We start from the raw sequence: 26,427 nt of genomic DNA, 5'->3' as shown, positions 1-26,427 counted from the left end.
CCCGCAGTTCCTGACCTGACCGTGCGGCCGGATTCCCGGCCGCACGGTCGTTTCAGCTTCCCCGCCGGTTCGCCTCACCCGGCCGCAGCCGGCTTCAGCCGCCGCGCAGCGTCGGATCGACCGCCGCCCGCCAGCTGATGGCCTGCGCGCGCGCACCGTTGAAATACGCGATCCAGCCGGCGCGCGCCGCCGCGTCGGGCGCCGCATAGCGCGTCGAAAGTTCGTTTACGAACGCACAATAGTTCGCTTCGGTCAGCCCGCGATACCGTTTCGCCACGTACGCGTCGTAAAGCGCCGAGTAGACCGGCTGCGCGTCCGCGCCCCAGTCACGCGCCGAGCCGCCGCACGACGCCTGCAGGTCGACGAACGACGGCGCCCGCCAGTTGCCGGCGAGCGGCGGCATACCGGCGCTGCACCCCGCCAGAAGGACGGCGCATAAGCCGGCCCACATCCCAATACGCATGATTCACCTCGCGAAACGGTCGATTCCGCCAGTATCGTCCGGGATCGCGTCGCGCGCTACTGGCCCCGCTTTTCCGAACTTTACTTTTTCGATTTCGTTCGTTAAATTTCGAATTCGAACATTTCTTGTTCGCCCATTTCCATCAGACGATAAGGACAGCAGGTGACCCAACCGAATCGCTACGATCTGCTCGTCGTCGGCGGCGGCATCAACGGCGCGGGGATCGCGCGCGATGCGGCCGGCCGCGGCCTGTCGGTCATGCTCTGCGAGCAGGACGATCTCGCGTCGCACACGTCGTCGTCCAGCACGAAGCTGATTCACGGCGGCCTGCGGTATCTCGAGTACAACGAGTTCGGGCTCGTGCGCAAGGCGCTGCAGGAGCGCGAGACGCTGCTGCGCGCGGCGCCGCACATCATGTGGCCGCTGCGCTTCGTGATGCCGCACATGCCGAACCTGCGTCCGGCCTGGCTGATCCGCATCGGCCTGTTCCTCTACGATCACCTCGCGAAACGCGAACTGCTGCCCGGCTCGCGCGGTATCGACATGCGCCGCCATGCGGCCGGCGCGCCGCTGATCGACTCGATCAAGCGCGGCTTCGTGTATTCGGACGGCTGGGTCGACGACGCGCGCCTCGTCGTGCTGAACGCGATGGATGCGAAGGAGCGCGGCGCCGAGATCCTGACGCGCACGAAGCTGGTATCCGCCGAACGCCGCGGCGACGAATGGGAAGCGCGGCTGCAGCACGCCGACGGTTCGATCCGCGTCGTGCATGCGCGCGCGATCGCGAACGCGGCCGGCCCGTGGGTCGGCGACGTGCTGCACGGCGCGCTCGGCCGCGGCGCGCAGCACAGCGTGCGGCTTGTGAAGGGCAGCCACATCATCACGCGCCGCCTGTTCGATCACGATCACGCATACATCTTCCAGAACCCGGACAAGCGGATCATCTTCGCGATTCCGTACGAGCACGACTTCACGCTGATCGGCACGACCGACGTCGAATACACGAACGATCCCGCGAAAGTCGCGATCGATCGCGACGAAACGCAGTACCTGTGCGATTCGATCAACCGCTACTTCAAGCGCAAGATCTCGCCGGCCGACGTGCACTGGACCTATTCGGGCGTGCGCCCGCTGCTGGAAGACGAAAACGCGGCGAACGCATCCGCCGTCACGCGCGACTACCGCCTCGAGCTGGACGACGGCGCCGGCGCACCGCTGCTGTCGGTGTTCGGCGGCAAGATCACGACGTTCCGCAAGCTCGCGGAAGAAGCCGGCGACATGCTGTGCCGCGCGCTCGGCAGTGACGCGAAAACCTGGACGGCCGGCGTCGCGCTGCCGGGCGGCGACATCGCGAACGCGAAGTTCGACGCATTCGCCGACACGTTCGCGAAACGTCATCCGTGGCTGCCCGCCGCACTCGCCCGTCGTTATGCGCGCGCCTACGGCACGCGCGCGGAGCGCGTGGTCGACGGCGCGAAGTCGCTCGCCGATCTCGGCACCGAAATCGCGCCGGGCATCCACGACGCCGAACTGCGCTACCTGCGCGACGCCGAATGGGCGACCTGCGCGCAGGACGTGCTGTGGCGCCGCTCGAAGCTCGGCCTGCACGTCGCGCCGGGCACGCTCGATGCCGTGACGGCCGCGGTCGACGCCTGGTTCGCCGCCGCGCACGCGCCGCACGCGTGATTCGAATGCAGTTGCAGTTGTCTTACCGACGTTGACTCACCGACGCGCCGCGCACCATGCGGCGCGCATCACAACTAAGCCAATCCACGGATGGAGATGAGAGACATGCAGGACCAATACATCCTCGCGCTTGACCAGGGCACCACGAGTTCCCGCGCGATGCTGTTCGATCGCCAGGGCAATATCGTGTCGATCGCCCAGAAGGAATTCGAACAGATCTACCCGCAACCCGGCTGGGTCGAGCACGACCCGCAGGAAATCTGGTCGACGCAAGCCGGCGTCGCCGCGGAAGCCGTCACGCGCACGGGCCTGAACGGCACGTCGATCGCGGCGATCGGCATCACCAACCAGCGCGAGACGACGATCGTCTGGGATCGCGAGACGGGCCAGCCCGTCTACAACGCGATCGTCTGGCAGGATCGCCGCACGGCCGACTTCTGCGACTCGCTGAAGAAGCAGGGTCTCGAAGCGAAGGTGCGCGCGAAGACCGGCTTGCCGATCGACTCGTACTTCTCCGCGACGAAGATCCGCTGGATCCTCGACAACGTGCCGGGCGCGCGCGACAAGGCACGCCAGGGCAAGCTCGCATTCGGCACCGTCGACAGCTGGCTCGTGTGGAACTTCACGAAGCACGAACTGCACGTGACCGACGTGACGAACGCGTCGCGCACGATGCTGTTCAACATCCATACGCGCGAGTGGGACAGCGAGCTGCTCGAACTGCTCGACATCCCGCGCAGCATGCTGCCGGAAGTGAAGGCGTCGTCGGAAATCTACGGCCATACGAAAACCACCGTATTCGCGTCGAAGATCCCGCTCGCGGGCATCGCCGGCGACCAGCACGCGGCGCTGTTCGGCCAGATGTGCACGACGTCGGGCATGGTGAAGAACACCTACGGCACCGGCTGCTTCCTGATGATGAACACCGGCGACAAGCCGATCGAGTCGAAGAACAACCTCGTCACGACGATCGCATGGCAGATCGGCGACGACGTGCAGTACGCGCTCGAAGGCAGCATCTTCATCGCGGGCGCGGTCGTACAGTGGCTGCGCGACGGCGTCGGCATCATCAAGACGGCCGCTGAAATCGAAGCGCTCGCCGCGAGCGTGCCGCACACCGACGGCGTCTATCTCGTGCCCGCGTTCGCCGGCCTCGGCGCACCGCACTGGAACGCGCGGGCGCGCGGCTCGGTGTTCGGCGTCACGCGCGGCACGACGGCCGCGCACCTCGCGCGCGCGGCGCTCGATTCGATCGCGTACCAGTCGCTCGACGTGCTGGCCGCGATGGAAGCCGATTCGGGCATCAGCATCGGCGAACTGCGCGTCGACGGCGGCGCGAGCGCGAACGACCTGCTGATGCAGTTCCAGGCCGACCTGCTTGGCGTCGACGCGGTGCGTCCGCAGATCACCGAGACGACCGCGCTCGGCGCGGCCTACCTCGCGGGCCTCGCGATCGGCTACTGGAAGAACCTCGACGAAGTGCGCGACCAGTGGCAGCTCGATCGTCGCTTCTCGCCGTCGATGCCGAAGGAGCAGGTCGAACGCTGCATGGCCGGCTGGCAGCGTGCGGTGCGCGCCGCGAAGGCGTGGGCCGACGACACCCAGTAATCGTCAGCCATCCGTACGAAATACAACAACACCGGCGGACCGCGCAGCGCGCGAGTCCGCCGCGACATACGAGAGACAATCATGTCACCTTATATTGCAGAATTCATCGGCACGGCGATCCTCGTGCTGCTCGGCAACGGCGCGGTCGCGAACGTGCTGCTTGCGAAGACCAAGGGCAAGGGCGCGGACCTGATCGTGATCGTCTGGGGCTGGGCGATGGCCGTATTCGTCGCCGTCTACGTGACCGCGTCGTTCAGCGGTGCGCACCTGAACCCGGTCGTGACGATCAGCCTCGCGCTCGCGGGCAAGTTCGCGTGGTCGAAAGTCGGCGGCTACATCCTCGCGCAGATGCTCGGCGGGATGGCCGGCGCACTGCTCGTGTGGCTCGCGTATCGCCAGCACTTCGCGAAGGAAGCCGATGCGGACCTGAAGCTCGCGGTGTTCTGCACGGCGCCCGCGATCCGCAGCGTCCGGCACAACGTGCTGACCGAGGCGATCTGCACGTTCGTGCTGATCCTCGGCGTGCTGTATCTCGCGTCGCCGCAGGTCGGCCTCGGCGCACTCGACGCGCTGCCCGTCGGCCTGCTCGTGCTCGGCATCGGCATCTCGCTCGGCGGCCCGACCGGCTATGCGATGAGCCCCGCGCGCGACCTCGCGCCGCGCCTCATGCATGCGCTGCTGCCGATTCCCGGCAAGCGCGACAGCGACTGGCGCTATGCATGGATTCCGGTGGTCGGCCCGCTGATCGGCGGCTCGCTCGCTGCCGTGCTCTATCTGCAACTGCACGTACCGCACTGACGCGGCCCGTCGCACCGACGAAGCAACACAGCCCGCGTGCCGGAAGGCCGCGGGCTGTTTTTCATCGGGCGTTGCACCTACCCGCCTACGCGCCGGCTGTCGGCAACAGCGACTTCAGCTTCACGTTCGAGTCCGCGACCGCCGCGGGCGCCGCCGCGCCGCCGCGTTCGACCAGCGTCCTCGCCAACTTCATCTCCTTGACGAATCCTGACGCGCGGCCGAAGCCGCTCGCCGCGACGAGCCGTCCGCCACCATCGAAATGGAAGTGGATTTCGGCGTCGCCATCGAGCCTGCGCGCGACCACCAGCTCACCGAGCGCCGGCTCCCCTGCCACCTGCAACTGCGCGTCGTACTGATCCGACCAGAACCACGGGATGTCGCGATACGGTTCGTCGGCGCCGAGCATGTTGCGCGCGGCTGCGCGCGCCTGGGTCTCGGCGCCGTGCCACGTCTCCTGCCGGACCGGTCGCCCCGACAACGCACTCGGAAACACCGCGACGTCGCCGGCCGCATGGATGCCGCGCGCCGACGTCTCGAGCCGCGCGTTCACGACGATGCCACGATCGACCGCGAGGCCCGCGTCGCGCGCCAGCTCGTCGGCCGGTTCGATGCCGATGCCGGCCACGACCGTATCGGCGATCAGCGTGTCGCCGTCGTCGAGCGCGACGGCCAGCGCGCCGCCCGAGGTCCGCTCGATCGCAACGGGTTTCCGGTTCACGCGGATCGCCACGCCCTGCTCCTCGTGAAGCGCCTGCACGCGCGCGGCGATCGACTCCGGCACCGCGCGCCCGAGCAGGCGCGGCGCCGCGTCGAGCACGGTCACGCGGCAGCCGCGCAGCCGCGCCGACGCCGCGACTTCGAGACCGATGAAGCCGCCGCCGATCATCACGATCCGCGCATCGGGTACGAGCCGCGGGCCAAGCGCCGCCGCGTCGTCGAGCGTGCGCAATGCAAACACGCCGTCGAGCGCCGCGCCCGGAATCGCGAGGCGGCGCGCACGCGCGCCGGTCGCGAGCAGCAGCGCGTCGTAGCCGAACACCCGGCCGCCGGACACGCGCACTTCGCGTGCGTGCGGATCGATGCGCTCGACCGTCGCAACGACCGGCTCGATACCGTCGGCCGCCCATGCGTCCGGATCGCGCAACCGGCACTGCGCCGCGCTGCGCTCGCCCGTCAGCACGCCCTTCGACAACGGCGGTCGCTCGTACGGCAGGTGCGACTCCGCGCCGATCAGCACGATACGCCCGCGCCAGCCGGACTCGCGCAGCACCTGCGCCGCGCGGCCGCCCGCATGGCCCGCGCCGACGATCGCCATCACACGGTGGTTCGTCATCGCGTCACACCTCGATCAGGACGCGGCCGCCCTCGATCTTCGCGCGGTACGTGCGCAGCTTCTCGCATGCGGGCGCGGACAGCGGCCGGCCGTCGCGCACGTCGAAGCGGCCGTTGTGCTTCGGGCATTCGATCACATGGCCCATCACGAGCCCGTCCGCGAGATGCACGCGCTCGTGCGTGCACAGGCCGTCGCTCGCATAAACCTCGCCGTCGATGCGGTAGATCGCGTACGTGCGGCCCGCGTGATCGAAGCGCGCGACGTCTTCATCGTCGATGTCGTCGAGCGCGCCGGTGTCGATCCATTGCGTCATGATGCGTGTCTCCTTGATTGGGTTGTTCGATGTCGGTCACGTGCGCGCCGTGTCCGGCACGGGCCGCACGACGTAATGGGACGGGTCGCGCGTCTGCCGGACCAGCGCCGGCACGATCTCCGCATACGCGGCGAGCGTGCTGCGGTACGGCGGCGGCATGTCGGCCTTCACGGCCTCGTGCAGCTTCGGCAGCGCATGGAACGGCACCATCGGGAACATGTGGTGCTCGACGTGGTAGTTCATGTTCCAGTACAGGAAGCGGAACACCGGATTCATCATCACGGTACGGCAATTGCGCCGGTGATCGAGCACGTTCTCGGGCATGCCTGCGTGCTGCGTGAGGCCGAAGTACAGGTACAGCCACGCGCCGTAGAGGCTCGGCAGCCCGATGTAGAGCAGCGGCAGGAGCGTGTGCCAGTACAGCGACGCACCGGCCACGAGCGCATAAACCGCAAGGTGGATGCGCGATTCGCGCACGACCTTCGGCCATTCCGACTCGGGCACGTAGGTGCGCTCGTCGTCGTCGAGCCGGCCGGTGAACGCGGCCGCGATCATCTTGCGCAGTTCGCCGGCCACATGCTTCAGCGCGACGACGTTCAGCGCGAGCGCGAGCCAGTCGGTCGGCTTCGGCGCGGCGATTTCCGGATCGCGCCCGACGACCAGCGTGTCGGTGTGATGGCGCGCATGGCTCCAGCGCCACGCCGTCGCGCGGCGGAACACCTGGAACGACGCGACCTGGTACAGCGCGTCGTTCATCCAGCGCGTGCGAAATGCGGTGCCGTGCCCGCATTCGTGCCAGCGCGAGTCTGCCGGGCTGCAATAGAGCGTGCCGTACACGAAGAACGCGGGGATCGCCCACGCCGAATGCGCGCGCCAGGCAAGCCACGCGATCACGCCGCTGGCCGCGATCGCCGCGTACCAGATCAGCGTGTCGCGGATCGCACGCGCGTCGCCGCGCTGCATCAACTGCTTCATCAGCGGCCGCGGCACCGCGCACCGGTACCACTCGGCGTTGACGAGCCCCGCCGCGTGCGCGCGCTCGCCGGCGCCGCCGATCATTCGGTATTCCTGACGGCGCGCCGCCGCGCGATCGTGCGCCTGGTCGTCGGTATGTGCCACTCGTGTCTCCGGGGTTCCTTGTGCGTGGGAAGCACGGCAAGCGCTTCCCCATGGAACCAAAATTAGGCGACCGGCCGCCCCCGCTCAATCGAAACGTTGACGAAATTTCGCCATCGTTTTAGCGTTCCCGACGGCGCCACGCACCCGATGATGGCGACCACGACGATGGAGGCGACCATGGCAGGTGAATCCGGGCCGCGCTGGCGCAAGCGCACCGCGCGCTTCGACGAGATCGCGGCACTCGCCGGCGTCAGCACGACCACCGTCGACCGCGTGCTGAACGAGCGCGGAAGCGTGTCGGCGCAGGCGCGCGAGCGCGTGGTCGCGGCGGCGCGGCAGCTCGGCGTGCCGCGGCAGCTCCCCGACACGCGGCACGGGCTGATCCATGTCGACGTGCTGCTGCCGGACACCGACGCGCCGTTCTTCCGGCGGCTGCAGCAGGCGCTGCAGCGCTCGCTGCAGATGCTCGACCGGCGCGTGGTCGTACACCGGACGATCCTGCCCGCCGCGGACGACGAACGCGCCGCCGCGCTGATCGAACGGCCCGCATACCGGCGCGCGGCGCTGATCGTCACGGCACGCGACACCGCCCGCGTGCGCGATGCGCTGGCCGGCGCGATCGCGCGCGGCGAGACCGTCGTCACGATGGTCACCGACATCGGCGGCATCGATCGCGTGCACTACGCGGGCATCGACAACTACCGCGCCGGGCGCACGGCCGGCTATTACGTCGGCCGCCTGGCGGCACACCCCGGCCGCGTGCTGCTGCTCGGCGGCCGCATGGGCTACCGCGCGCACGCCGACCGGATGGCCGGCTGCCGCGACCAGCTCGCCGACGCGTTCGCCACACTGCGCTGCGACGGCGAGCCGGTCGAGACGCTCGACCAGGACGACCGCTGCTACCGCGCGGTGACGAAGGCACTGCAGGCACACGACGACGTGGTCGCGATCTACAACAGCGGCGCCGGTTCGGCCGGCATTGAAGCGGCGCTGCGCAAGGCCGGCGCGACCGGGCGCGTGATCTGGATCGGGCACGAGATGCTCGACGAGCACCGCACCTTCATCGACGCCGGCGCGATGGATCTCGCGATCGACCAGGATCCGGACGGACAGGCGATTTCCGCGCTGCAGCACGTGCTGCATGCGTGCGGGATCGTCGAACAGCCACCGCCGGGCGACCCGGTCGAATTCCGCGTGTTCTGTGCGGCGAACGTGAGGACGAGCGCCTACTTGCAGCCCTGAATGTCGCCGCGCATCGCGATGCCTGCGCGTGGCGAAAAAAATCGACCGGCGCATTGGCGATTTTTCGTCAACGTTTGTCATGCAGCCCGCACGGCGTATCCGTACATTGGACAGCCATCCCCAGCACGACAACGGACAGGAGACAATGGCTGAACCGATCCTCATCGGCGTGAACCTCGACGGCGTGCTCGAACACGACGGCCTGCCGCTGCCCGCGCCAGCCGAACGCTTCCGGATGGTCGCCGGCGCCGGCGTGTTCGACTACGTCGAAAAGAACCCGGCGCGCGGCGAAGATCTGTCGCCGTATTTCGCGCTGGTCGAACGCCACGCGCTGCCGATTCGCGTGATCGGCGGCATCTGGTGCGCGGGCCGCGACGATGCGCATGCCGCCGAAATCGTCGATGCCGGCGCGCGGTTCGGCAGCACGGTGCTCAACTGCCAGCTGTACGCGCATCACGCGGACGGCCATCCGCTGTCGGACCGCGAAGTCGCCGATTTTTACCTGCGTACGTACGAACGCGGCGAGCCGGTCGGCTGCCTGCCGAGCCTCGAAGTGCACGTCGACATGTGGAGCGAGGACTTCACGCGCGTCGCGCGGGTCGCGCGGCATGTCGAGCAGGCCGGTGCGCCGTTCCGGATCACCCTCGATCATTCGCACCTGCTGTTCAAGATCGGCAATCGCGCCGAACTCGACGCATCGGGCATTCGCGAACGGGTCGACAGCGACAGCCTCGTGCTCGACCCTGCGTCGCCGGCCGCCATCTACGCCGACTGGATCGCGCGCGGCTGGGTCCGGCATGCGCATGCGCGCAGCGTGATTCCGAACAATCCCGAGAACTGCTGGATGCGCCGCGCGGACGGACGGCCCGGCCGCGGCATCCAGTATCCGTTCGTCGCGCCGGCACCGGGCGCCTATCACGGCGAATGGCGCGTGGCACTGCTCGACACGTGGAAAACCGCGCTGCGCCAGTTGCTGCAATCGCAGGCTCACGCTCGGCCGGCGCGGCTCGAGCAGATCAGTTGCGAGTTCATCCCGTTTCCCGACTACGGCGGCGGCGCACGCTATTCGATCTTCGACAACAACGTCGCGTGCGCGCACTGGTTGCGCGACACGTGGCACGCACTCGCCGCGCCGCCGGCAAACCCGCCGGCCGGCGGCACCGCTCGCACCGGCACCTGATCCGGCCCCCGCCCCCAACTCGACACGCAAGGACAGAACGATGACGCAAGCATTCCACTTTTCGCTGAACCGGATGAGCGCGCCGCGCCTGCCGCTCGACCGCTATGTCGCGCTGTGCCGGCGCCTCGGCATCGACACGATCGAGATCCGCAACGATCTCGACGGCGTCGAGATCGCCGACGGCACACCGGCCGCCGCCGTGCGCGCGACGGCCGAAGCCGGCGGCGTGACGATCCTGACGATCAACGCGCTGCAGCGCTTCGAGCAATGGAACGCCGAGCGCGCGGACGAAGCGACCGTGCTGGTCGACTACGCGGCGCAGTGCGGCGCGCGTGCGCTGGTGCTGTGCCCGACCAACAGCCGCGGCGACACGCGCGGCGCGGACGCGCGCCATGCGGATCTCGTGAAGGCGCTGAAGGCGCTCAAGCCGATCCTCGAAGCGCGCGGCCTGCTCGGCTTCATCGAGCCGCTCGGCTTCGAGGAGTGCGCGCTGCGCCGCAAGTCCGACGCGGTGAAAGGCATTTACGACGCGGCCGGCGAACAGGTCTTCCGGCTCGTGCACGACACGTTCCACCATCATCTGTCGGGCGAGGACATCTTCTTCCCGAACCTGACGGGCCTCGTGCACATCTCGGGCGTCGACGAAGACGACCTGCCGGTCGACCGGATGCGCGACGGCCATCGCGTGCTGGTCGGCGGCGCCGACCGGCTCGGCAACATCCGGCAGTTGCGCGAACTGCTCGCGCGCGGCTACCGCGGCGCGTTCTCGTTCGAGCCGTTCGCGAACGAAATCGCCGAAGCCGCCGACATCGAAGACCGGCTGCGGGCAAGCATCGACTATGTGCGGCGCGAACTGGCGGATTGCTGACCGTCGCCGCGGTGCGCGGCCGGCGTGACGACCCGTACACGTGACGACGCGTGCGGCGATGCACTCGATGTGCGCGCCAGGCGCGGGCCTGACAGGAAGAAGACAACGAACTCAAGGGAAGAGGAGAACAGAATGATCGAATTCGCTTTGTTCGGCGCGGGAAGAATCGGCAAGATCCATGCGGCGAATCTGGCGCGCCATCCGGGCGCGAAGCTGAAGTATGTGGTCGACCGGCATGCGCCGTCGGCCGAAGCGCTGGCGCATGCGCACGGCGCGCAGGTCGCCGATATCGAGCGAGCGCTCGGCGATTCGGCCGTGCAGGCGGTCGTGATCGCGTCGAGCACCGACACGCATGCGGACCTGATCGTCGCGGCGGCGAACGCGGGCAAGGCCGTGTTCTGCGAGAAGCCGGTCGACCTGACCGTCGGGCGCTCGCGCGCATGCGCGGACGTCGTGCGGCGCACCGGCGTGACCTGCATGATCGGCTTCCAGCGCCGTTTCGACCCGACCTTCGCGGCGCTGAAGGCGCGTGTCGAACGCGGCGAGATCGGCGCACCGGAGATGCTGATCGTCACGAGTCGCGACCCGGGCGCACCGCCCGTCGACTACATCCGCAGCTCGGGCGGCATCTTCAAGGACATGCTGATCCACGATTTCGACGTGTTCCGCTGGATTCTCGGCGACGAAGCGCAGACGCTGCACGCGACGGGCAGTTGCCTGACCGACCCTGCCGTGCTCGATGCCGGCGACATCGATTCGACCGCCGTGACGATCCGCACGCGGCGCGGGCTGCTGTGCCAGATCAACACGTCGCGGCGCGCGGCCTACGGCTACGACCAGCGCTTCGAGCTGCTCGGCAGCAACGGGATGCTGCAGGCCGGCAACGTGCGGCCGACCGAGGTGAGCGCATGGCTGGCCGACGGCATCGCGTCGGACGTGCCGGAGCCGTTCTTCCTCGAGCGCTACCGGCATGCGTATGCGGCCGAGATCGCGCACTTCGTCGATGCGCTGCGCGACGGCACGCCGGTCAGGACGACGATCGATGACGGGCTCGCCGCGCTCGAGCTGGCCGAGGCCGCAATGACGTCGTGGAAAACGGGGCGCGTGATCGAGGTGTGACGCAGGCGACGGCGGCGCGTGCAAGCGGGCCGCCGCACGATCGGCAGCACACCTGCACGAAATGCCGCGACGGCACGGCCGCATCGGGCAGATTTGCCGAAACGTCGCGCGGCATGCGCGTGAAAGCACGTATGATGGCGAATCGATCGGCGTCGCCGATATCCCGCTTTTTCACCATCATGCTCGATCACCTCATCTGCGACTGCGACGGCGTGCTCGTCGACAGCGAAGTCATCGCCGACCGCGTGCTGCTCGACACGCTGACCGCCACCTTCCCGCACATCGATTTCGAAGCCGCCGCGAAGTCGGCGTTCGGCCAGCAGACGTCACGTTTCCTCTCGGGGCTCGAATCCCGCTTCGGCGTCGAGATGCCCGCCAACTTCATCGAGACCATCGAGCACAACATCGAGATCGCGCTGGCGCAATCGCTCGCGCCGATCACCGGCGTGCGCGACGCGCTGCTGAAGGTCAGCCTGCCGGCCGCCGTCGTGTCGAACAGCCGGCTCGTGCGCGTGCGCAGTTCGCTGAAGCGCGCATCGCTCACCGAGATCTTCGGCGAACGCGTGTTCAGTTCCGAGCAGGTATCGCGGCCCAAGCCCTACCCCGACGTCTACCTGCATGCGGCGCAAACGCTCGGCGTGGCGCCGGCGCGCTGCATCGTCGTCGAGGACAGCGTATCGGGGTTGAATGCCGCGCGCGCGGCGGGGATGAAGACGATCGCGTTCGTCGGCGCAAGCCATATCCCCGACAACTACGCGGACGCGCTGCGCGCGATGGGCATCACGCGGATCATGCGCAAGATGGACGAACTGCCGGCGCTCGTCGAAGCCGGCATGCGCGGCGAATTCGGCGACGTGCAGTCCTGACTTTGATTCAGGCCGGAACAGGCCGACCCGGCGTGCGCCGATTCACGCACGCCGCGTCAGGGGCGCGCGAACGCGCCCGCTCCCTCCCCGCTCAGGCAGGTTCGCAGCAGCCCTCGCGCGCAGCCGCCAGCGCCTCGCGGAATTCGACGAGTTCCGCGATCGTCAGCATCGGCAGCCCGTGCTGTCGCGCGAAACGCTCGACGTCGTCGCCGCGCGTCATCGTGCCGTCCGGATTCATCAGCTCGCACAGCACGCCGGCCGGCTTCAGGCCCGCAAGGATCGACAGGTCGACCGTGCCTTCGGTGTGACCGCGGCGCGCAAGCACGCCGCCCGGTTGCGCACGCAGCGGAAACACGTGGCCGGGACGCACGATGTCGTGCGGCTTCGCACCGTCGGCGATCGCCGCGCGGATCGTCGTCACGCGGTCGGCCGCCGATACGCCCGTATGCACGCGTTCGCGCGCCTCGATCGATACGGTGAACGCGGTGCCGTTGCGGCTCTCGTTGGTCTGCACCATCGGCGGCAGTTCGAGCGCGCGCACCGTGTCGTCGGTCAGGCACAGGCACACGATACCGCTGCACTCGCGAATCAGCAGCGCCATCGTCTCGGGCGTGATGCGCTCGGCGGCGACGATCAGGTCGGCCTCGTTCTCGCGGTCGTGGTCGTCCTGCAGCACGACCGCGCGGCCCGCACGCATGGCTTCGAGCGCAGCGGCGATGCGCGGCGGCACCGGTTCGGAATCCAGCAACGGGAGATCGGCAAAGGCGTCGGCGGGTGCCGACGAAACGGACATCAAGGACATGTGAAACGCTCCTCGCAAATACGATTTGGGCGAAAAACGTTTCAGGGCATTGCAAACAGACAGAACGACAACCCGCTTCGCATGCAGCGCGAAGCGGCCCTGGCGGACATGACTATCTGCACATCTTCTCTCATCCGGACTGTGACCGTCGGCTCTGGCATTCGACCAGATCTGCTGACCCCGCGCGGTGGCGCGGGCGCTCGCGGGCTCGCCGGCTTACGCCAGCCTACCGCCGGTGGGGAATTTCGCCCCGCCCTGAAGACGCACTGATTGCCGGATCGGGGGCTGCCCATCACCGGCGGGCCAAGCATACAACAGCCGCGCGCGTCGCGCAGCCAACAACACCTAAAACCTTACTGACGACCCCGTCTAACGGCATCTTCCAGACGGCCGACGGCCGCGCCGCGATCCCGCCCGAGACAGGGACCGCAACCGCTCCGTGCGGCCCGCACGATCAGCCGGCCGCGTGCGCCGCGTCGGGCACGAGCCAGCGCGGCGGCACCTCCGGGCTCACCGTCACGCGAAACGCGCGCGCTTCGCTGTCGCCCGGATTGCGCAGGCTGTACGGCTGGTCGGCATCGAACACGATCGCGTCGCCGGTCGCGAGCAACTGGCGGCGGTCATGCACGCTGAGTTCGAGCGTGCCCTCGCTGACGACGAGGTTGACCGTCGTGCCGGGCGCGCGGCGCGTGCCGGGCTCCGTATGCAGCGGCGCGATCCGCAGCTCGTGGAATTCGGCCGCGGCCGGCTCGCCTTCCGGGTACAGCGCGCGCACCGAGAAACGGCCGTTCGAGCTGACGACACGCGACGCGCGCTCGGCCGCCAGATGCTCGAAGCCGTTCACCGCATGGCGGCGCAGGAACGCGGCGACCGACACCTTCAGCGCCGCGGCGATCTTGCAGAGCACCTTGATCGACGGCACGCTGCGCGCCGACTCGATCTGCGCGAGCATCGCGCGCGACACGCCGGACAACCGCGCGAGCGCATCGAGCGACAGTTGCCGCTCGGCGCGCAAGCGCGCGAGGTTCACGCCGACGACCTGTTCGAGGACATCGAGCGACGCGGATGCCCGCGCGTCGGCGGCATTGCCGGACTCGAAGGAAGACACGTCGCGCACGAGCGCCAGGGATGAAGACATAGCATTGCCTCCGGGCCGCTGCGCGGCCCTGCGTATGGGGTAAGCCGGGATCGGAATCGGGTTGCGCCTGCAACGGCGCGTATCGAGACGCTATCACCCGGCCTTGCGCGGGCAAACGAAGTTATCTTCACACCGTTATCAGCATCGCGGAGGAATTCGATTCTCGCGAACCTTTGCACGCCGCTATGTGGTCGCTGTCACGCCACTATCGCACCGCTCATTGCGCCGCCGGCGCCGCGCCGCGCGCCGGAGCACGTGCATCGAGCCGCATCGCGAGCCACGTGACGACGAGCGCCGCGAACGTCACCGCGACGGCGACCCACGGCAGCGCATCGAGCGCGAGGCCGTGTTCCAGCGCGAGGCCGCCGAGCCATGCGCCGCCGGCGTTGCCGACGTTGAACGCACCGATATTGAGCGTCGACGCGAGATGCGGCGCGCTCGCGGCCTTCTCGACCACGCGCGCCTGCAGCGGCGGCACCGTCGCGAACGCGGCGATCCCCCATACGAATACGGTGACGGCAGCCGCGACCGGCAGGTGGCTCGTCTTCGCGAACAGGGCCATCACGGCCATCAGCGCGACGAGGATCGCGATCAGCGACGGCATCAGCGCACGGTCGGCGAGCTTGCCGCCGAGCGTGTTGCCGATCGTCAGCCCCGCGCCGAACAGCACGAGGATCAACGCGACCGAGCGCGGCGCGTAGCCCGACACCGTCTCGAGAATCGGCGCGATATACGTGAACACGACGAACACGCCGCCGAAGCCGAGCACGGTCATCAGCAGCGCGAGCCACACCTCCGGCTCCTTCAGCACGCGTACCTCGTGGCCGAGGCCGACCGGCCCGCTTTCGTGGCGGTTCGGCACCAGCGCGGCCACGCCGCCGAGCGCCAGCACGCCGAGCGCGGCGACGATCCAGAACGACGCGCGCCAGCCGAGCAGCTGGCCGACGAACGTACCGAACGGCACGCCGAGCACGTTCGACAGCGTGAGCCCCGTGAACATCAGCGCGATCGCGCTCGCCCGCTTGTCGGCCGGCACCAGCGACGCGGCGACCACCGCACCGATCCCGAAGAACGACCCGTGCGCGAACGACGTGACCACGCGCGCGACCATCAGCATCGCGTAGCCGGACGCGGCGGCGCACAGCACGTTGCCGACGATGAAGATCGCCATCAGCAACAGCAGCGCGGCCTTGCGCGGCATGCGGCTCGTCAGCACCGCGAGGAGCGGCGCGCCGACCGCGACGCCGAGCGCGTAACCCGTGACGAGCAAGCCGGCCGACGGCAGCGATACGGCGAGATCACGCGCGACTTCGGGCAGCAGGCCCATGATGATGAATTCGGTGGTGCCGATGGCGAAGGCGCTGATCGCGAGCGCCAGTAGCGGAATGGGCATGACGTTCTCCGGAAGGCGGCGGACGCGGCGCCCGGTCGGTGCCGCACCGCACAAGAAGCGGGATGTGCGCGCATTGTCCCGAAGATGCCTATATTTGATAATTGGCGTGGCATTTGAACCATTTTCAAAAAATTCTGGAAAATCGAATGGATCGACTGGGCGACATCCGGCTGTTCGTCGAGGCGGCGGAGCTGGGCAGCCTGTCCGCTGCCGGGCGCAAGCTGAACCTCACGCCGGCCGCCGCGAGCGCGCGCCTCGCGAAGCTCGAGGCAAAGACCGCGACGCGGCTGTTCGAACGTTCGACGCGGCAGTTGCGGCTCACCGACGAGGGCCGGCTGTACCTGAACTGCTGCCGCCAGGCGCTGCAGGCGCTCGACGATGCGGACGCGATGCTGCAGGAAGGCCGCAACGTCGTCGGCGGCAAGGTGCGGCTGTCGTCGACGTCCGATTTCGGCCGCAACCAGTTGCTCGACTGGCTCGACGAATTCACGACGCATCATCCGGACGTCACGTTCGCGCTGACCGCGTCCGATTCGTCGTCGAACCTGTGGCAGGACGAGATCGACCTCGCGATCCGCTTCGCCGCGCCGCCCGACGGTGCGCTGATCGCCCGCCGGCTCGCGACGAACCGGCGCGTGCTGTGCGCGGCGCCGTCGTTCGTCGAACGCCACGGCGTGCCGGCCGATCCGCATGATCTGGCCCGATTTCCATGCAACGTGATCACGATCGCGTCCGGCCCGATGAATACGTGGCACTTCACGCGCGGCGACGAGGTGCAGATCCACACGGTGCCGGTGGCGACCGCGTTCGAGACCAACGACGGCGGCCTCACGCGCGAATGGACGCTGCGCGGCCACGGCATTGCGCTGAAATCGCTGTGGGACATCGCCGACGACGTCCGCGCGGGCCGGCTGCGCGTGCTGCTGCCCGACTGGCGGCACCAGGACGCGCCGCTGCACGCGATCTATCACAGCAAGCGCTACATGGCGCCGCGGGTGCGCGTGCTGCTCGACTTTCTCGTCGAACGCTTCGCGCGCGAGGAAGCCGCACTCGACGACCTGCTGAACGCGTGCCGCTGACGGCTGGCGAGCCGCGGCTCAAGGGTCGGAACCTGACGATCGACGTCGCGCGGCGGCAACCCGCCGGCCGCCCCGGGCAGCGCGAAAAGCTATAATGAAAAGCTTTTCCGACGGCTTTTCATGCTTGACGCGCACAACTCGCGCGCAGCGCGCGGCCGTCCCGATTCACCCTTGACGACGCCCCCAGGTCAACCACTGCGAACGGCGAATCCCCATGACCAAGAAAGTTTACGTAAAGACCTTCGGCTGCCAGATGAACGAGTACGACTCGGACAAGATGGTGGACGTGCTCAATGCGGCCGAAGGCCTCGAAAAGACCGATACCCCGGAAGACGCGGACATCATCCTGTTCAACACGTGCTCGGTGCGTGAAAAGGCGCAGGAGAAGGTGTTCTCCGATCTCGGCCGCGTGCGCGAGCTGAAGGAAGCGAAGCCCGGCCTGCTGATCGGCGTCGGCGGCTGCGTCGCGAGCCAGGAAGGCGCGTCGATCGTGTCGCGCGCGCCGTACGTCGACCTCGTGTTCGGCCCGCAGACGCTGCACCGCCTGCCGCAGATGATCGACGCGCGCCGCGAAAGCGGCCGCTCGCAGGTCGACATCTCGTTCCCGGAGATCGAGAAGTTCGACCACCTGCCGCCCGCGCGCGTCGAGGGGCCGAGCGCATTCGTGTCGATCATGGAAGGCTGCTCGAAGTACTGCAGCTACTGCGTGGTGCCGTACACGCGCGGCGATGAAGTGTCGCGCCCGCTCGACGACGTGCTGACCGAAGTGGCCGGCCTCGCCGACCAGGGCGTGCGCGAAGTCACGCTGCTCGGCCAGAACGTGAACGCCTATCGCGGCGCGCTGACGGCCGGCGCATCCGAGATCGCCGATTTCGCGACGCTGATCGAATACGTCGCCGACATCCCCGGCATCGAGCGGATCCGCTACACGACGTCGCACCCGAAGGAATTCACGCAGCGGCTGATCGACACATACGCGAAGGTGCCGAAGCTCGTGAGCCACCTGCACCTGCCCGTGCAGCACGGCTCCGACCGCATCCTGATGGCGATGAAGCGCGGCTACACGGTGCTCGAATACAAGTCGGTGATCCGCAAGCTGCGCGCGATCCGCCCCGACCTGTCGCTGTCGACCGACATGATCGTCGGCTTCCCCGGCGAGACCGAGGAGGATTTCGACAAGATGATGGCGCTCGTGCACGACATGAGCTACGACACGAGCTTCTCGTTCATCTACAGCCCGCGCCCCGGCACGCCGGCCGCGAACCTGCACGACGACACGCCGCGCGAAGTGAAGCTCAAACGCCTGCAACATCTGCAGGCGACCATCGAGGAGAACGTCGCACGCATCAGCCGGTCGATGGTCGGGAAGGTCGAGCAGATCCTCGTCGAGGGGCCGTCGCGCAAGGACCCGAACGAACTCGCGGGCCGTACCGAGAACAACCGGGTCGTGAATTTCCCGGCGCCGCTCGCGTCGCACCCGCGCCTGATCGGCCAGATGATCGACGTGAAGATCAACCATGCGTACCCGCATTCGCTGCGCGGCGAGCTCGTGCTCGTCAGCGGCGAAGCAAGCGCCGCCACGCATTGACCGACTGACGCCCAACAGGAACCCGACGCCACTTTGAAGCCCGCCCAAGCACTGGAATTCACCGCGCCGCGCGACGACAACGCGCGCCTCGCCAACCTCTGCGGCCCGCTCGACGAAAACCTGCGGCAGATCGAACAGGCGCTCGACGTCACGCTCGCGCGGCGCGGCCACCGGATCACGATCCGCGGGCGCGGCGCCAAGCTCGCGCTCGCCGCGCTCGACAACTTCTACAACCGCGCGCGCGATCCGCTGTCGGTCGACGACATCCAGCTCGCGCTGGTCGAAGTGCGCCACACCGCCGGCAACGGCCGCGAGAACACGCTCGACGTGCGCTTCCGCGGCGATCCCGATCACCCGTTCGACGAGCCCGTCGTGCAGCTCGACGACGAGACGCTCGAAGATCAGGGGCCGAAGCTCTACACGCGGCGCGCCGACCTGCGCGGCCGCACGCCCGCGCAGCGCGAATACCTGAAGCAGATCCTGTCGCACGACGTCACGCTCGGCATCGGGCCGGCCGGCACCGGCAAGACCTACCTCGCGGTCGCGTGCGCGGTCGACGCGCTCGAGCGCGACCAGGTCAAGCGGATCGTGCTGACGCGCCCGGCCGTCGAGGCCGGCGAGCGGCTCGGCTTCCTGCCGGGCGATCTCGCGCAGAAGGTCGACCCGTACCTGCGTCCGCTGTACGACGCGCTGTACGACCTGCTCGGCTTCGACAAGACCGCGAAGATGTTCGAGCGCCAGATGATCGAGATCGCGCCGCTCGCGTACATGCGCGGCCGCACGCTGAACCACGCGTTCATCATCCTCGACGAGGCGCAGAACACCACGCCCGAGCAGATGAAGATGTTCCTCACGCGGATCGGCTTCGGCTCGAAGGCGGTCGTGACCGGCGACACGAGCCAGGTCGACCTGCCGCGCGGCCACAAGAGCGGCCTCGTCGAGGCGCAGCAGGTGCTGAGCGGCGTGCGCGGCATCGCGCTCACGCGTTTCACGAGCGCGGACGTCGTGCGCCATCCGCTCGTCGCGCGCATCGTCGAGGCGTACGACGAGTTCCACGCGCAGCACCAGGACAGCTGACCGGCCGGCGGCGCCCGCGCGCTGCCCCGGCCTGCCGGCCCGGCCCGCCAGACGGCGCGCCGGGCTTTTTTTCGCCCGCGCGAATTCGGGTGCGATCGGCCGTTTGGTGTATCCTCATCGCGTTCCAATCGCCGCACGCGTCATGAAATCCTCCCGTTCTCGCAAGTCCGGGCGCGCCCAGTCCGCCGCGCCCGAATCCCCCCGTCTTTCGCTGTTCGATGCGAAGGGCAAGGCCCGCACCGTCAACGCGCAGGGGCTGCGAATCGACTTCCCGGACGGCCGCAGCCTGATGTTCGACCTGTCGGGCAGCTCGGGGGAAGCGGCCGTCGCGATCGTCGCGCAGCACAACGATCCGGCGATGCGCGCGAAGCTCGCGCTGCAACCCGAGCACTACGACAGCGTGACGCTGCACGTGGGCGCCGAACCCGCGCCGCGCGAAGACGAAAGCGAAGACGCGTTGCGCGAGCCGGAACTCGACCTGTCCGTGCAATACGGCGACGAGATCACGAGCGACGTGCGCAAGACGCTGCCCAAGCGCAAGCTGATCGCCGAATGGATCGAGCCGGCGCTGTTCGCCGACGCGCAGCTCACCGTGCGCTTCGTCGGCGAAAACGAAGGCCGCACGCTGAACGCCGGCTACCGCCACAAGGACTACCCGACCAACGTGCTGACCTTCGCGTACGACGCGGCGCCCGACGGCACCGTGATCGGCGACCTCGTGCTGTGCTGCCCGGTCGTCGAGAAGGAAGCGCACGACCAGGGCAAGCCGCTCACGGCCCACTACGCGCACCTGCTGGTGCACGGCGCGCTGCACGCGCAGGGCTACGACCACGAGACGAGCGACGAGGACGCGGCCGAAATGGAAGCGCTCGAAGTCGACATCCTCGCGAAGCTGGGCTTCCCGAACCCGTACCAGTAAGCCGTTCGCACGATGCGCAACGCCGCAATGCTCCCGCCCGCCTACCCGCCGTCGATCGGCGACGGGCGGCTGCTGACGGAAGACGAGCTCGCGGCGTCGCTCGCGCACACGATGCGCGACTGGGACGGCCGGCAGGACCTCTGGCTGTTCGGTTACGGCTCGCTGATCTGGAACCCGGGGTTGCCGACCGTCGACGCCGTGCGCGGCAAGGTGCACGGCTACCATCGCGGGCTCTACCTGTGGTCGCGCGTGAACCGCGGTACGCCCGAACGTCCGGGCCTCGTGCTCGCGCTCGATCGCGGCGGCTCGTGCTCGGGCATCGCGTTCCGGCTCGCGGGCCCGACCGCGCAGCCGCACCTCGAGACGCTGTGGAAGCGCGAGATGCCGATGGGTTCGTACCGGCCCGCGTGGCTGCCGTGCTCGCTCGAGAACGGCGAACGCGTGAACGCGCTCGCGTTCGTGATGCGCCGCGACGTGCCGACCTATACGGGCAAGCTGTCCGACTCCATCGTCAAGGAAGTGTTCGGCTGCGCGGCCGGCCGCTACGGCACGACGCTCGACTACGTGAGCCGCACGGTCGACGCGCTACGCGCGAGCGGCATTCCCGATCGCGCGCTGGAAGGGCTGCTCGCGCGATGCCGGTGACGCAACGCGACGCCGGGTTTGCCGCCACGCGATACCGCGCCGCCCGCCCGTTCGAACGAGGACACGACCGATGAAACCGTCACACTGGTCGCGCTGCAAGGTCGCCGCGCTGCTCGTCGCCGCGAGCGTCGCGCTGTCCGGCTGCGGAATATTCGGCTGCGGCGGCGCCGCGACCAACGGCGCGGCCGCCGGCGGCTGCTCGACCGGCATGCGGTTCTGATCCACGGCCCGACGGCGCCCGCGTGCGGCAGAATGCCACCGTCACCGGCCGCCTCGGCCGGGCGCCTTCCCGCGCCGCGCTGCCCCGCCTTTCCCGCACCCGTTTTTTGCCGCTGCTGCGCCGCCGCCCTTTTCTGAGATAGGATGGGCACGAGGACGATGCCGCGCCCGGCACGGCCGTCCGCGAGCGGGCCCGCGCGCGAGCCGCCCACCCTGGCCGGTCGGCCGGTGTGACACGGTCGCGTCGTGCCCTTGGTGTATCCTTGCCTACTCCGTGACAGCGCGCCCCGGCACGACCCGGGCGCACCACCATGAACGATTCGTATCCCAGTCGTAAGCCAACCGACAAACCGCAAGAAAAGCGCTCGCTCCTCGAGCGCCTGACCGACTTCATCTCGCCCGAGCCCGAATCCCGCGGCGAGCTGCTGGAAATCCTCCAGGATGCCCACGAACGCAACCTGATCGACGCCGATTCGCTGTCGATGATCGAAGGCGTGTTCCAGGTATCCGACCTGTGCGCCCGCGACATCATGGTGCCGCGCGCACAGATGGACGCGATCAACATCGCCGACAAACCCGAAGATTTCATCCCGTTCGTCCTCGAAAAGGCGCACTCGCGCTACCCCGTGTTCGAGGAGAACCGCGACAACGTGATCGGCGTGCTGCTCGCGAAGGATCTGCTGCGCTTCTACGCCGAGGAAGAATTCGACGTGCGCGGGATGCTGCGCCCGGCCGTGTTCATTCCCGAATCGAAGCGCCTGAACGTGCTGCTGCACGACTTCCGCGTGAACCGCAACCACCTCGCGATCGTCGTCGACGAATACGGCGGCGTCGCGGGCCTGATCACGATCGAGGACGTGCTCGAACAGATCGTCGGCGACATCGAGGACGAATACGACTTCGACGAGGAAGCCGGCAACATCATCGCGGGGCCGGATGGCCGCTACCGCGTGCGCGCGCTCACCGAGATCGAACAGTTCAACGAGACGTTCGGCACCGATTTCCCCGACGACGAAGTCGATACCATCGGCGGCCTGATCACCCATCATTTCGGACGCGTGCCGCACCGCGGCGAGAAGCTGCAGCTCGGCAACCTCGTGTTCGAGATCCAGCGCGGCGATGCGCGCCAGGTCCATGTGCTGCTGGTGCGCCGCAACCCGCTCACCAGCCGTCGCGCCGAAACCTCGCACGAGGACTGACCGTCCCGCGCCAGCCGCGTCTCCTTCAACCGCTCGCCCACTTCCGCTTCACATGGACGATCCGATCCCGTCCCGCCCGGCTGGCGGCCTTCTCGCGCCGGCACCCGGCCGCGCGCTGCCGCGCTGGCACTACCCGGCCGCGCTGCTCGCCGGCGCGGCCAATACGCTCAGCTTCGCACCGACGCCGCACGGCGGCTGGCTGCAGCTCGTCGTATTCGTCTGGTTTTTCGCGCAACTGACGCGCACGTCAAGCTGGCGCGGCGCCGCGCTCACGGGCGGCGCGTTCGGCTTCGGCAACTTCATCAGCGGCGTCTGGTGGCTCTATATCAGCATGCACGTGTACGGCGAGATGGCCGCGCCGCTCGCGGGCGGCGCGCTCGTGCTGTTCTCGCTGTACCTGTCGCTGTACCCGGCGTTCTCGGCCGGGCTGTGGTCGTTCTGCGCGGGCCATGCGTGGCATCGCCGCGCACCCGATCCGCGGCCGTTCTCGCCGACCTGGCACGGCGCGTTCGCGTTCGCGAGCGCGTGGGCCTTCGGCGAATGGCTGCGCGGCACGCTGTTCACCGGCTTTCCGTGGCTCGCGAGCGGCTACCCGCAAGTCGACGGCCCGTTCGCGGGCTTCGCGCCGGTCGTCGGCGTGTACGGGATCGCGTGGGTGCTCGCGCTGTTCGCCGCGCTGGTCGTGCAGGCGCTCGTCGCCGCGCGCCCGTCGCCCGCGCGTGAAAGCAGCGCGGGCGACGGGCGCGTGCGCATCGCCGCGCCGGCCGGCGTCGCCGTCGCGCTCGTCGCGGCCGGCCTCGGGCTGTCGCAGGTCACGTGGACCGTGCCCGCGAACGCACCGCTCACCGTGCGGCTGCTGCAGGGCAACGTGAAGCAGGACATCAAGTTCGAGCAGGAAGGCATCGACGCGGCGATCAAGATGTACCAGCAGATGATCGTCGAGAAGCCGGCCGACCTGATCGTCACGCCCGAGACCGCGATCGCGGTGATGATCCAGGAATTGCCCGAGCCGTTCGCCGTCGCGATCCGCAAGTTCAGCGACACGACGGGCTCGGCCGTGCTGTTCGGCGCGGTCGGCGCGTCGGTGACCGAGGAAGGCCGCTACGTCGACTATACGAACAGCCTGTACGGCGTGACGCCGAACTCGCGCGACATCTATCACTACGACAAGCACCACCTCGTGCCCTTCGGCGAATTCATCCCGTGGGGCTTCCGGTGGTTCGTCGACCTGATGAAGATGCCGCTCGGCGACTTCGCGCGCGGCGCGCCGGTGCAAAAGCCGTTCCTCGTGCACAACCAGCCCGTGATGGCCGACATCTGCTATGAGGATCTGTTCGGCGAGGAAATCGCCGCAACGATCCGCGACAATCCGCAGCCGCCCGGCGTGCTCGTCAACGTGACGAACCTCGCATGGTTCGGCGACACGATCGCGCTCGACCAGCACCTGCAGATCGCGCGGATGCGCTCGCTCGAAACGGGCCGGCCGATGCTGCGTTCGACCAACACCGGGATGACGGCCGCGATCGACGCACACGGGCGCGTGCTCGGCCAGCTGAAGCCGTTCACGATCGGCTCGCTCGACGTGCGGATCGAAGGCACGAGCGGCTTCACGCCATACGTGACGAGCGGCAACAACATCGTGCTCGCGGTGTCGTTCGTGCTGCTCGCGTTCGGCTTCACGTTCGGGCCGGGGCTGCGCCGGCGCAACGGCCGGAAGAACGGCAGCGACCAGCAGGCATGACGCAATAGGGCCTGTTCACGCTGATAACGGGCTTGCGAACGTGCCTTGCCGGCTGCCCCCCCCAAGGGGACAAGCGACGCACGACGCCGCAATGCGGCCGGCAACGCACGTTCCCCTGTTTGGAAAAAACCATTCGTGGGGCTGGCCACCAGAAGGGCCGATCGCTGCGCGATGCGGCCCGCGACCGCAACGCGGTCGGCCGCTCAGGCCTGCCGGGCCGATCGATCCGGTTGAGCCGGTTGCACGGCCAGGCTCCGCAGATCGCGGCTCACTTCCTCCATCACCGGTTCCCACGCGCCGAACGTCCGCTGCCGGTACAGCGTCGCGGTCGGATACCACGGGCTGTCCTGGCGTTCGAGCAACCACGGCCAGTGCGGATTCACGTCGAGCAGCACCCAGGTGCGCGCACCGAGCGCGCCCGACAGGTGCGCGACCGACGTGCACACGGTGATCACGAGATCCAGCGCGCCGATGAACGCGGCCGTATCGTCGAAGCTTTTCAGTTCGGCCGTGAAGTCCTCGATCGCGAAGCCGGCCGCACGCGCCGCCGCGACATCCGCGTTCGCACCCGGCTGCAGCGAATAAAACGCGACGCCGTCGATCCCGCGGAACGCGTCGGCATAACGCTCGAGCCCGACGCGCCGGAACGGATTGCGCTGGTGGCCCGTGCTGCCCGTCCACACGAGCCCGACCTTCAGCCGGCGGTCGCCCGCGAGCCGCGCGCGCCACGCATCGCGCGCATCCGGATCGGCCCGCAGGTACGGCACCGACGACGCGAGCGTCGACGCTTCCATGCCGAGCATCAGCGGCAGACCGATCAGCGGCACTTCGTAATCGAATGAGGGCAGCGCGTCGACGCCGCCGCCCGCACCGAACGCGTCCGCGTGCGCGCCCAGGCTGCGCTGCATCAGCGTGCCCACCTGCGGGAACGTATTCCACGCGAGCCGGCCGCCCTCGCGATGCACGCGCTCGGCGAGCGGCGTGACGAAGCGGCAGAACTGCAGCACGTCGCCGAGCCCCTGCTCGCCCCACACGAGCAGCGTCTTGCCCGCGAGCGGCTCGCCCTGCCAGCGCGGGCCCGGCAGCGCCGGCCGGCGGCCGCGCAGCTCGCCCGCGCCGTCCCAGCGCGCCTCGTGGCCGCGCCAGCCGGCCGCGTGGTTGCCGCGCACGAGCTGGATGATCGCGAGGTTGAAACGGAACGACGCGTCGTCGGGCGCCAGCTCGCACGCGCGCGCCGCGTAACGCTCGGCGTCGTCCCAGCGCTGCGCCTCCTTCATCGCCATCGCGACGTTGTTCACCGCGAGCGCGTTGTCGGGCGCGAGGTCGGCAAGCCGTGCGGCGCATGCGAGCGCGCCGTCGAGGTCGTGCGTCGCGAGCCGCGCGACGACGAGGTTGATCCACGCCTGCACGTCGCGCGGATCCGCATTCACGGCCGCGTCGAGCAGCGCGATTTCCTCCGTGCGATCACCGCCCGACAACCGCAGCGCGATCGCGAGGTTGTTGCGCAGCGACGGCCAGCCGGCATCGGCGGCGAGCGCCGCTCGGTACGGCGCGACCGCGTCCGCGTGACGGCCGGCCATCTGCAGCGTATAGCCGTGGTTGAAGTGCGCGGCCGCGCCCGGCCGCACGCGCGCCGCGCATTCGGCAAGCGCGAGCGCATCGGCCGTGCGCCGCCGCGCGACGAGCGTCGCCGTGAGTTGCGCGAGCGCATCGGCGTCGACCGCATGCAGATGGGCGGCTGCGGCGAGCCACAGATCGTGCGCGGCGCGCTCGCCACGCGCCTGCGCATCGGCGGCCTGCCCGAGCAGCGAGAGGAACGGCGGAAGCAGCGGAATGAGGATGTCGGTCGGGTCGTCCATGCGATCGGAACCTGCAAGCGGTGACGCGGCACGCGTCGCGCGAACCGCAATACGCGCATCTTAACGCCCGCGCGAAGCGCCGCGGCACGCGCGTCGCGACGAGCCGTACGCGCCCGCGCGGAGCGCACGGGGCCACGCTCGCGCAGGCCGCGGGAAGCGGGCCGGCGGCGGCC

General features: G+C 68.8%; 24 protein-coding genes and 1 riboswitch. Of the genes, 16 read left to right on the top strand and 8 right to left on the bottom strand.

Annotated elements, in window-relative coordinates; translation table 11 throughout:
- Positions 1-94 precede the first annotated feature (94 nt).
- Positions 95-463, bottom strand: coding sequence for a hypothetical protein (locus OEJ37_RS05205; RefSeq protein ID WP_175941231.1), 369 nt, complete (start codon positions 461-463; stop codon positions 95-97).
- A gap of 162 nt (positions 464-625) precedes the next feature.
- Here OEJ37_RS05205 and glpD point away from each other — a divergent pair, with 162 nt between their 5' ends.
- The 3 genes from glpD to OEJ37_RS05190 all read left to right on the top strand — a co-directional run bounded on the left by glpD (position 626) and on the right by OEJ37_RS05190 (position 4,555).
- On the top strand, positions 626-2,149 hold the full coding sequence (gene glpD / locus OEJ37_RS05200) for a glycerol-3-phosphate dehydrogenase (RefSeq protein ID WP_174419769.1): 1,524 nt from the start codon (positions 626-628) through the stop codon (positions 2,147-2,149).
- Between the two features lie 105 nt (positions 2,150-2,254).
- A complete protein-coding gene (glpK, locus tag OEJ37_RS05195; RefSeq protein WP_034178958.1) occupies positions 2,255-3,757 on the top strand; it encodes a glycerol kinase GlpK in 1,503 nt (500 codons plus the stop codon).
- A gap of 81 nt (positions 3,758-3,838) precedes the next feature.
- Positions 3,839-4,555, top strand: a complete 717-nt coding sequence (locus tag OEJ37_RS05190) for an MIP/aquaporin family protein (RefSeq protein WP_096471721.1) — start codon at positions 3,839-3,841, stop codon at positions 4,553-4,555.
- Positions 4,556-4,640: 85 nt separating this feature from the next.
- On the opposite strand, the gene OEJ37_RS05185 is transcribed toward OEJ37_RS05190, so the two are convergent.
- From OEJ37_RS05185 to OEJ37_RS05175, 3 genes are read right to left on the bottom strand one after another with little or no spacing between them, the layout of a single operon-like run.
- Positions 4,641-5,888, bottom strand: a complete 1,248-nt coding sequence (locus tag OEJ37_RS05185; protein WP_263343408.1) for an NAD(P)/FAD-dependent oxidoreductase — start codon at positions 5,886-5,888, stop codon at positions 4,641-4,643.
- Between the two features lie 4 nt (positions 5,889-5,892).
- Positions 5,893-6,201: a non-heme iron oxygenase ferredoxin subunit gene (locus OEJ37_RS05180; protein ID WP_152860744.1), complete on the bottom strand. Its 309-nt coding sequence runs from the start codon at positions 6,199-6,201 to the stop codon at positions 5,893-5,895.
- A gap of 36 nt (positions 6,202-6,237) precedes the next feature.
- Positions 6,238-7,320 (bottom strand): fatty acid desaturase family protein, encoded by a 1,083-nt coding sequence (locus OEJ37_RS05175; RefSeq protein ID WP_174419767.1) that lies wholly within the window; start codon positions 7,318-7,320, stop codon positions 6,238-6,240.
- Between the two features lie 177 nt (positions 7,321-7,497).
- Here OEJ37_RS05175 and OEJ37_RS05170 point away from each other — a divergent pair, with 177 nt between their 5' ends.
- The 5 genes from OEJ37_RS05170 to OEJ37_RS05150 all read left to right on the top strand — a co-directional run bounded on the left by OEJ37_RS05170 (position 7,498) and on the right by OEJ37_RS05150 (position 12,595).
- Positions 7,498-8,562, top strand: coding sequence for a LacI family DNA-binding transcriptional regulator (locus OEJ37_RS05170; protein ID WP_175919147.1), 1,065 nt, complete (start codon positions 7,498-7,500; stop codon positions 8,560-8,562).
- A 145-nt stretch (positions 8,563-8,707) separates the two neighbouring features.
- Positions 8,708-9,742: a xylose isomerase gene (locus tag OEJ37_RS05165; protein ID WP_263343405.1), complete on the top strand. Its 1,035-nt coding sequence runs from the start codon at positions 8,708-8,710 to the stop codon at positions 9,740-9,742.
- 40 nt (positions 9,743-9,782) lie between these two features.
- Positions 9,783-10,610: a TIM barrel protein gene (locus OEJ37_RS05160; RefSeq protein WP_263343404.1), complete on the top strand. Its 828-nt coding sequence runs from the start codon at positions 9,783-9,785 to the stop codon at positions 10,608-10,610.
- A 132-nt stretch (positions 10,611-10,742) separates the two neighbouring features.
- Positions 10,743-11,729 (top strand): inositol 2-dehydrogenase, encoded by a 987-nt coding sequence (gene iolG / locus OEJ37_RS05155; protein WP_263343401.1) that lies wholly within the window; start codon positions 10,743-10,745, stop codon positions 11,727-11,729.
- 179 nt (positions 11,730-11,908) lie between these two features.
- Entirely contained in the window at positions 11,909-12,595 is a 687-nt protein-coding gene (locus tag OEJ37_RS05150; protein ID WP_174419762.1) for an HAD family hydrolase, read from the top strand.
- Between the two features lie 91 nt (positions 12,596-12,686).
- On the opposite strand, the gene ribB is transcribed toward OEJ37_RS05150, so the two are convergent.
- The 3 genes from ribB to OEJ37_RS05135 form a co-directional block, all read right to left on the bottom strand.
- Entirely contained in the window at positions 12,687-13,397 is a 711-nt protein-coding gene (ribB, locus tag OEJ37_RS05145; RefSeq protein WP_263343400.1) for a 3,4-dihydroxy-2-butanone-4-phosphate synthase, read from the bottom strand.
- Positions 13,398-13,515: 118 nt separating this feature from the next.
- A riboswitch (FMN riboswitch) is annotated at positions 13,516-13,664 on the bottom strand.
- A 187-nt stretch (positions 13,665-13,851) separates the two neighbouring features.
- A complete protein-coding gene (locus OEJ37_RS05140) occupies positions 13,852-14,535 on the bottom strand; it encodes a helix-turn-helix domain-containing protein (RefSeq protein ID WP_263343399.1) in 684 nt (227 codons plus the stop codon).
- A gap of 217 nt (positions 14,536-14,752) precedes the next feature.
- A complete protein-coding gene (locus OEJ37_RS05135; protein ID WP_263343398.1) occupies positions 14,753-15,928 on the bottom strand; it encodes an MFS transporter in 1,176 nt (391 codons plus the stop codon).
- 146 nt (positions 15,929-16,074) lie between these two features.
- Here OEJ37_RS05135 and OEJ37_RS05130 point away from each other — a divergent pair, with 146 nt between their 5' ends.
- From OEJ37_RS05130 to lnt, 8 genes are all read left to right on the top strand, one after another.
- Positions 16,075-17,007 (top strand): LysR family transcriptional regulator, encoded by a 933-nt coding sequence (locus tag OEJ37_RS05130; protein ID WP_174419758.1) that lies wholly within the window; start codon positions 16,075-16,077, stop codon positions 17,005-17,007.
- Between the two features lie 214 nt (positions 17,008-17,221).
- Complete coding sequence (gene miaB / locus OEJ37_RS05125) at positions 17,222-18,595, top strand: tRNA (N6-isopentenyl adenosine(37)-C2)-methylthiotransferase MiaB (RefSeq protein WP_263343397.1); 1,374 nt, start codon at positions 17,222-17,224, stop codon at positions 18,593-18,595.
- Between the two features lie 33 nt (positions 18,596-18,628).
- Entirely contained in the window at positions 18,629-19,672 is a 1,044-nt protein-coding gene (locus OEJ37_RS05120; protein WP_174419756.1) for a PhoH family protein, read from the top strand.
- Between the two features lie 142 nt (positions 19,673-19,814).
- Positions 19,815-20,591, top strand: coding sequence for an rRNA maturation RNase YbeY (gene ybeY / locus OEJ37_RS05115; RefSeq protein WP_174419755.1), 777 nt, complete (start codon positions 19,815-19,817; stop codon positions 20,589-20,591).
- A 12-nt stretch (positions 20,592-20,603) separates the two neighbouring features.
- Positions 20,604-21,236: a gamma-glutamylcyclotransferase gene (locus tag OEJ37_RS05110; RefSeq protein ID WP_174419754.1), complete on the top strand. Its 633-nt coding sequence runs from the start codon at positions 20,604-20,606 to the stop codon at positions 21,234-21,236.
- A gap of 70 nt (positions 21,237-21,306) precedes the next feature.
- Positions 21,307-21,456: a hypothetical protein gene (locus OEJ37_RS05105; protein ID WP_174419753.1), complete on the top strand. Its 150-nt coding sequence runs from the start codon at positions 21,307-21,309 to the stop codon at positions 21,454-21,456.
- A 310-nt stretch (positions 21,457-21,766) separates the two neighbouring features.
- Positions 21,767-22,654, top strand: coding sequence for an HlyC/CorC family transporter (locus OEJ37_RS05100; RefSeq protein ID WP_174419752.1), 888 nt, complete (start codon positions 21,767-21,769; stop codon positions 22,652-22,654).
- A 52-nt stretch (positions 22,655-22,706) separates the two neighbouring features.
- Positions 22,707-24,395 (top strand): apolipoprotein N-acyltransferase, encoded by a 1,689-nt coding sequence (lnt, locus tag OEJ37_RS05095; RefSeq protein WP_263343395.1) that lies wholly within the window; start codon positions 22,707-22,709, stop codon positions 24,393-24,395.
- A 203-nt stretch (positions 24,396-24,598) separates the two neighbouring features.
- On the opposite strand, the gene OEJ37_RS05090 is transcribed toward lnt, so the two are convergent.
- Positions 24,599-26,254 carry a hypothetical protein gene (locus tag OEJ37_RS05090; protein WP_263343394.1) on the bottom strand — a complete coding sequence of 552 codons (1,656 nt, stop codon included), beginning with the start codon at positions 26,252-26,254 and terminating at the stop codon, positions 24,599-24,601.
- Positions 26,255-26,427 lie beyond the last annotated feature (173 nt).

It is taken from the genome of Burkholderia sp. BKH01, assembly GCF_025685725.1.
Taxonomy (GTDB): Bacteria; Pseudomonadota; Gammaproteobacteria; order Burkholderiales; family Burkholderiaceae; genus Burkholderia; species Burkholderia pyrrocinia_C.
Note: the sequence above shows the minus strand (reverse complement) of the source record. Positions and strands in the feature narration are given on the sequence as shown.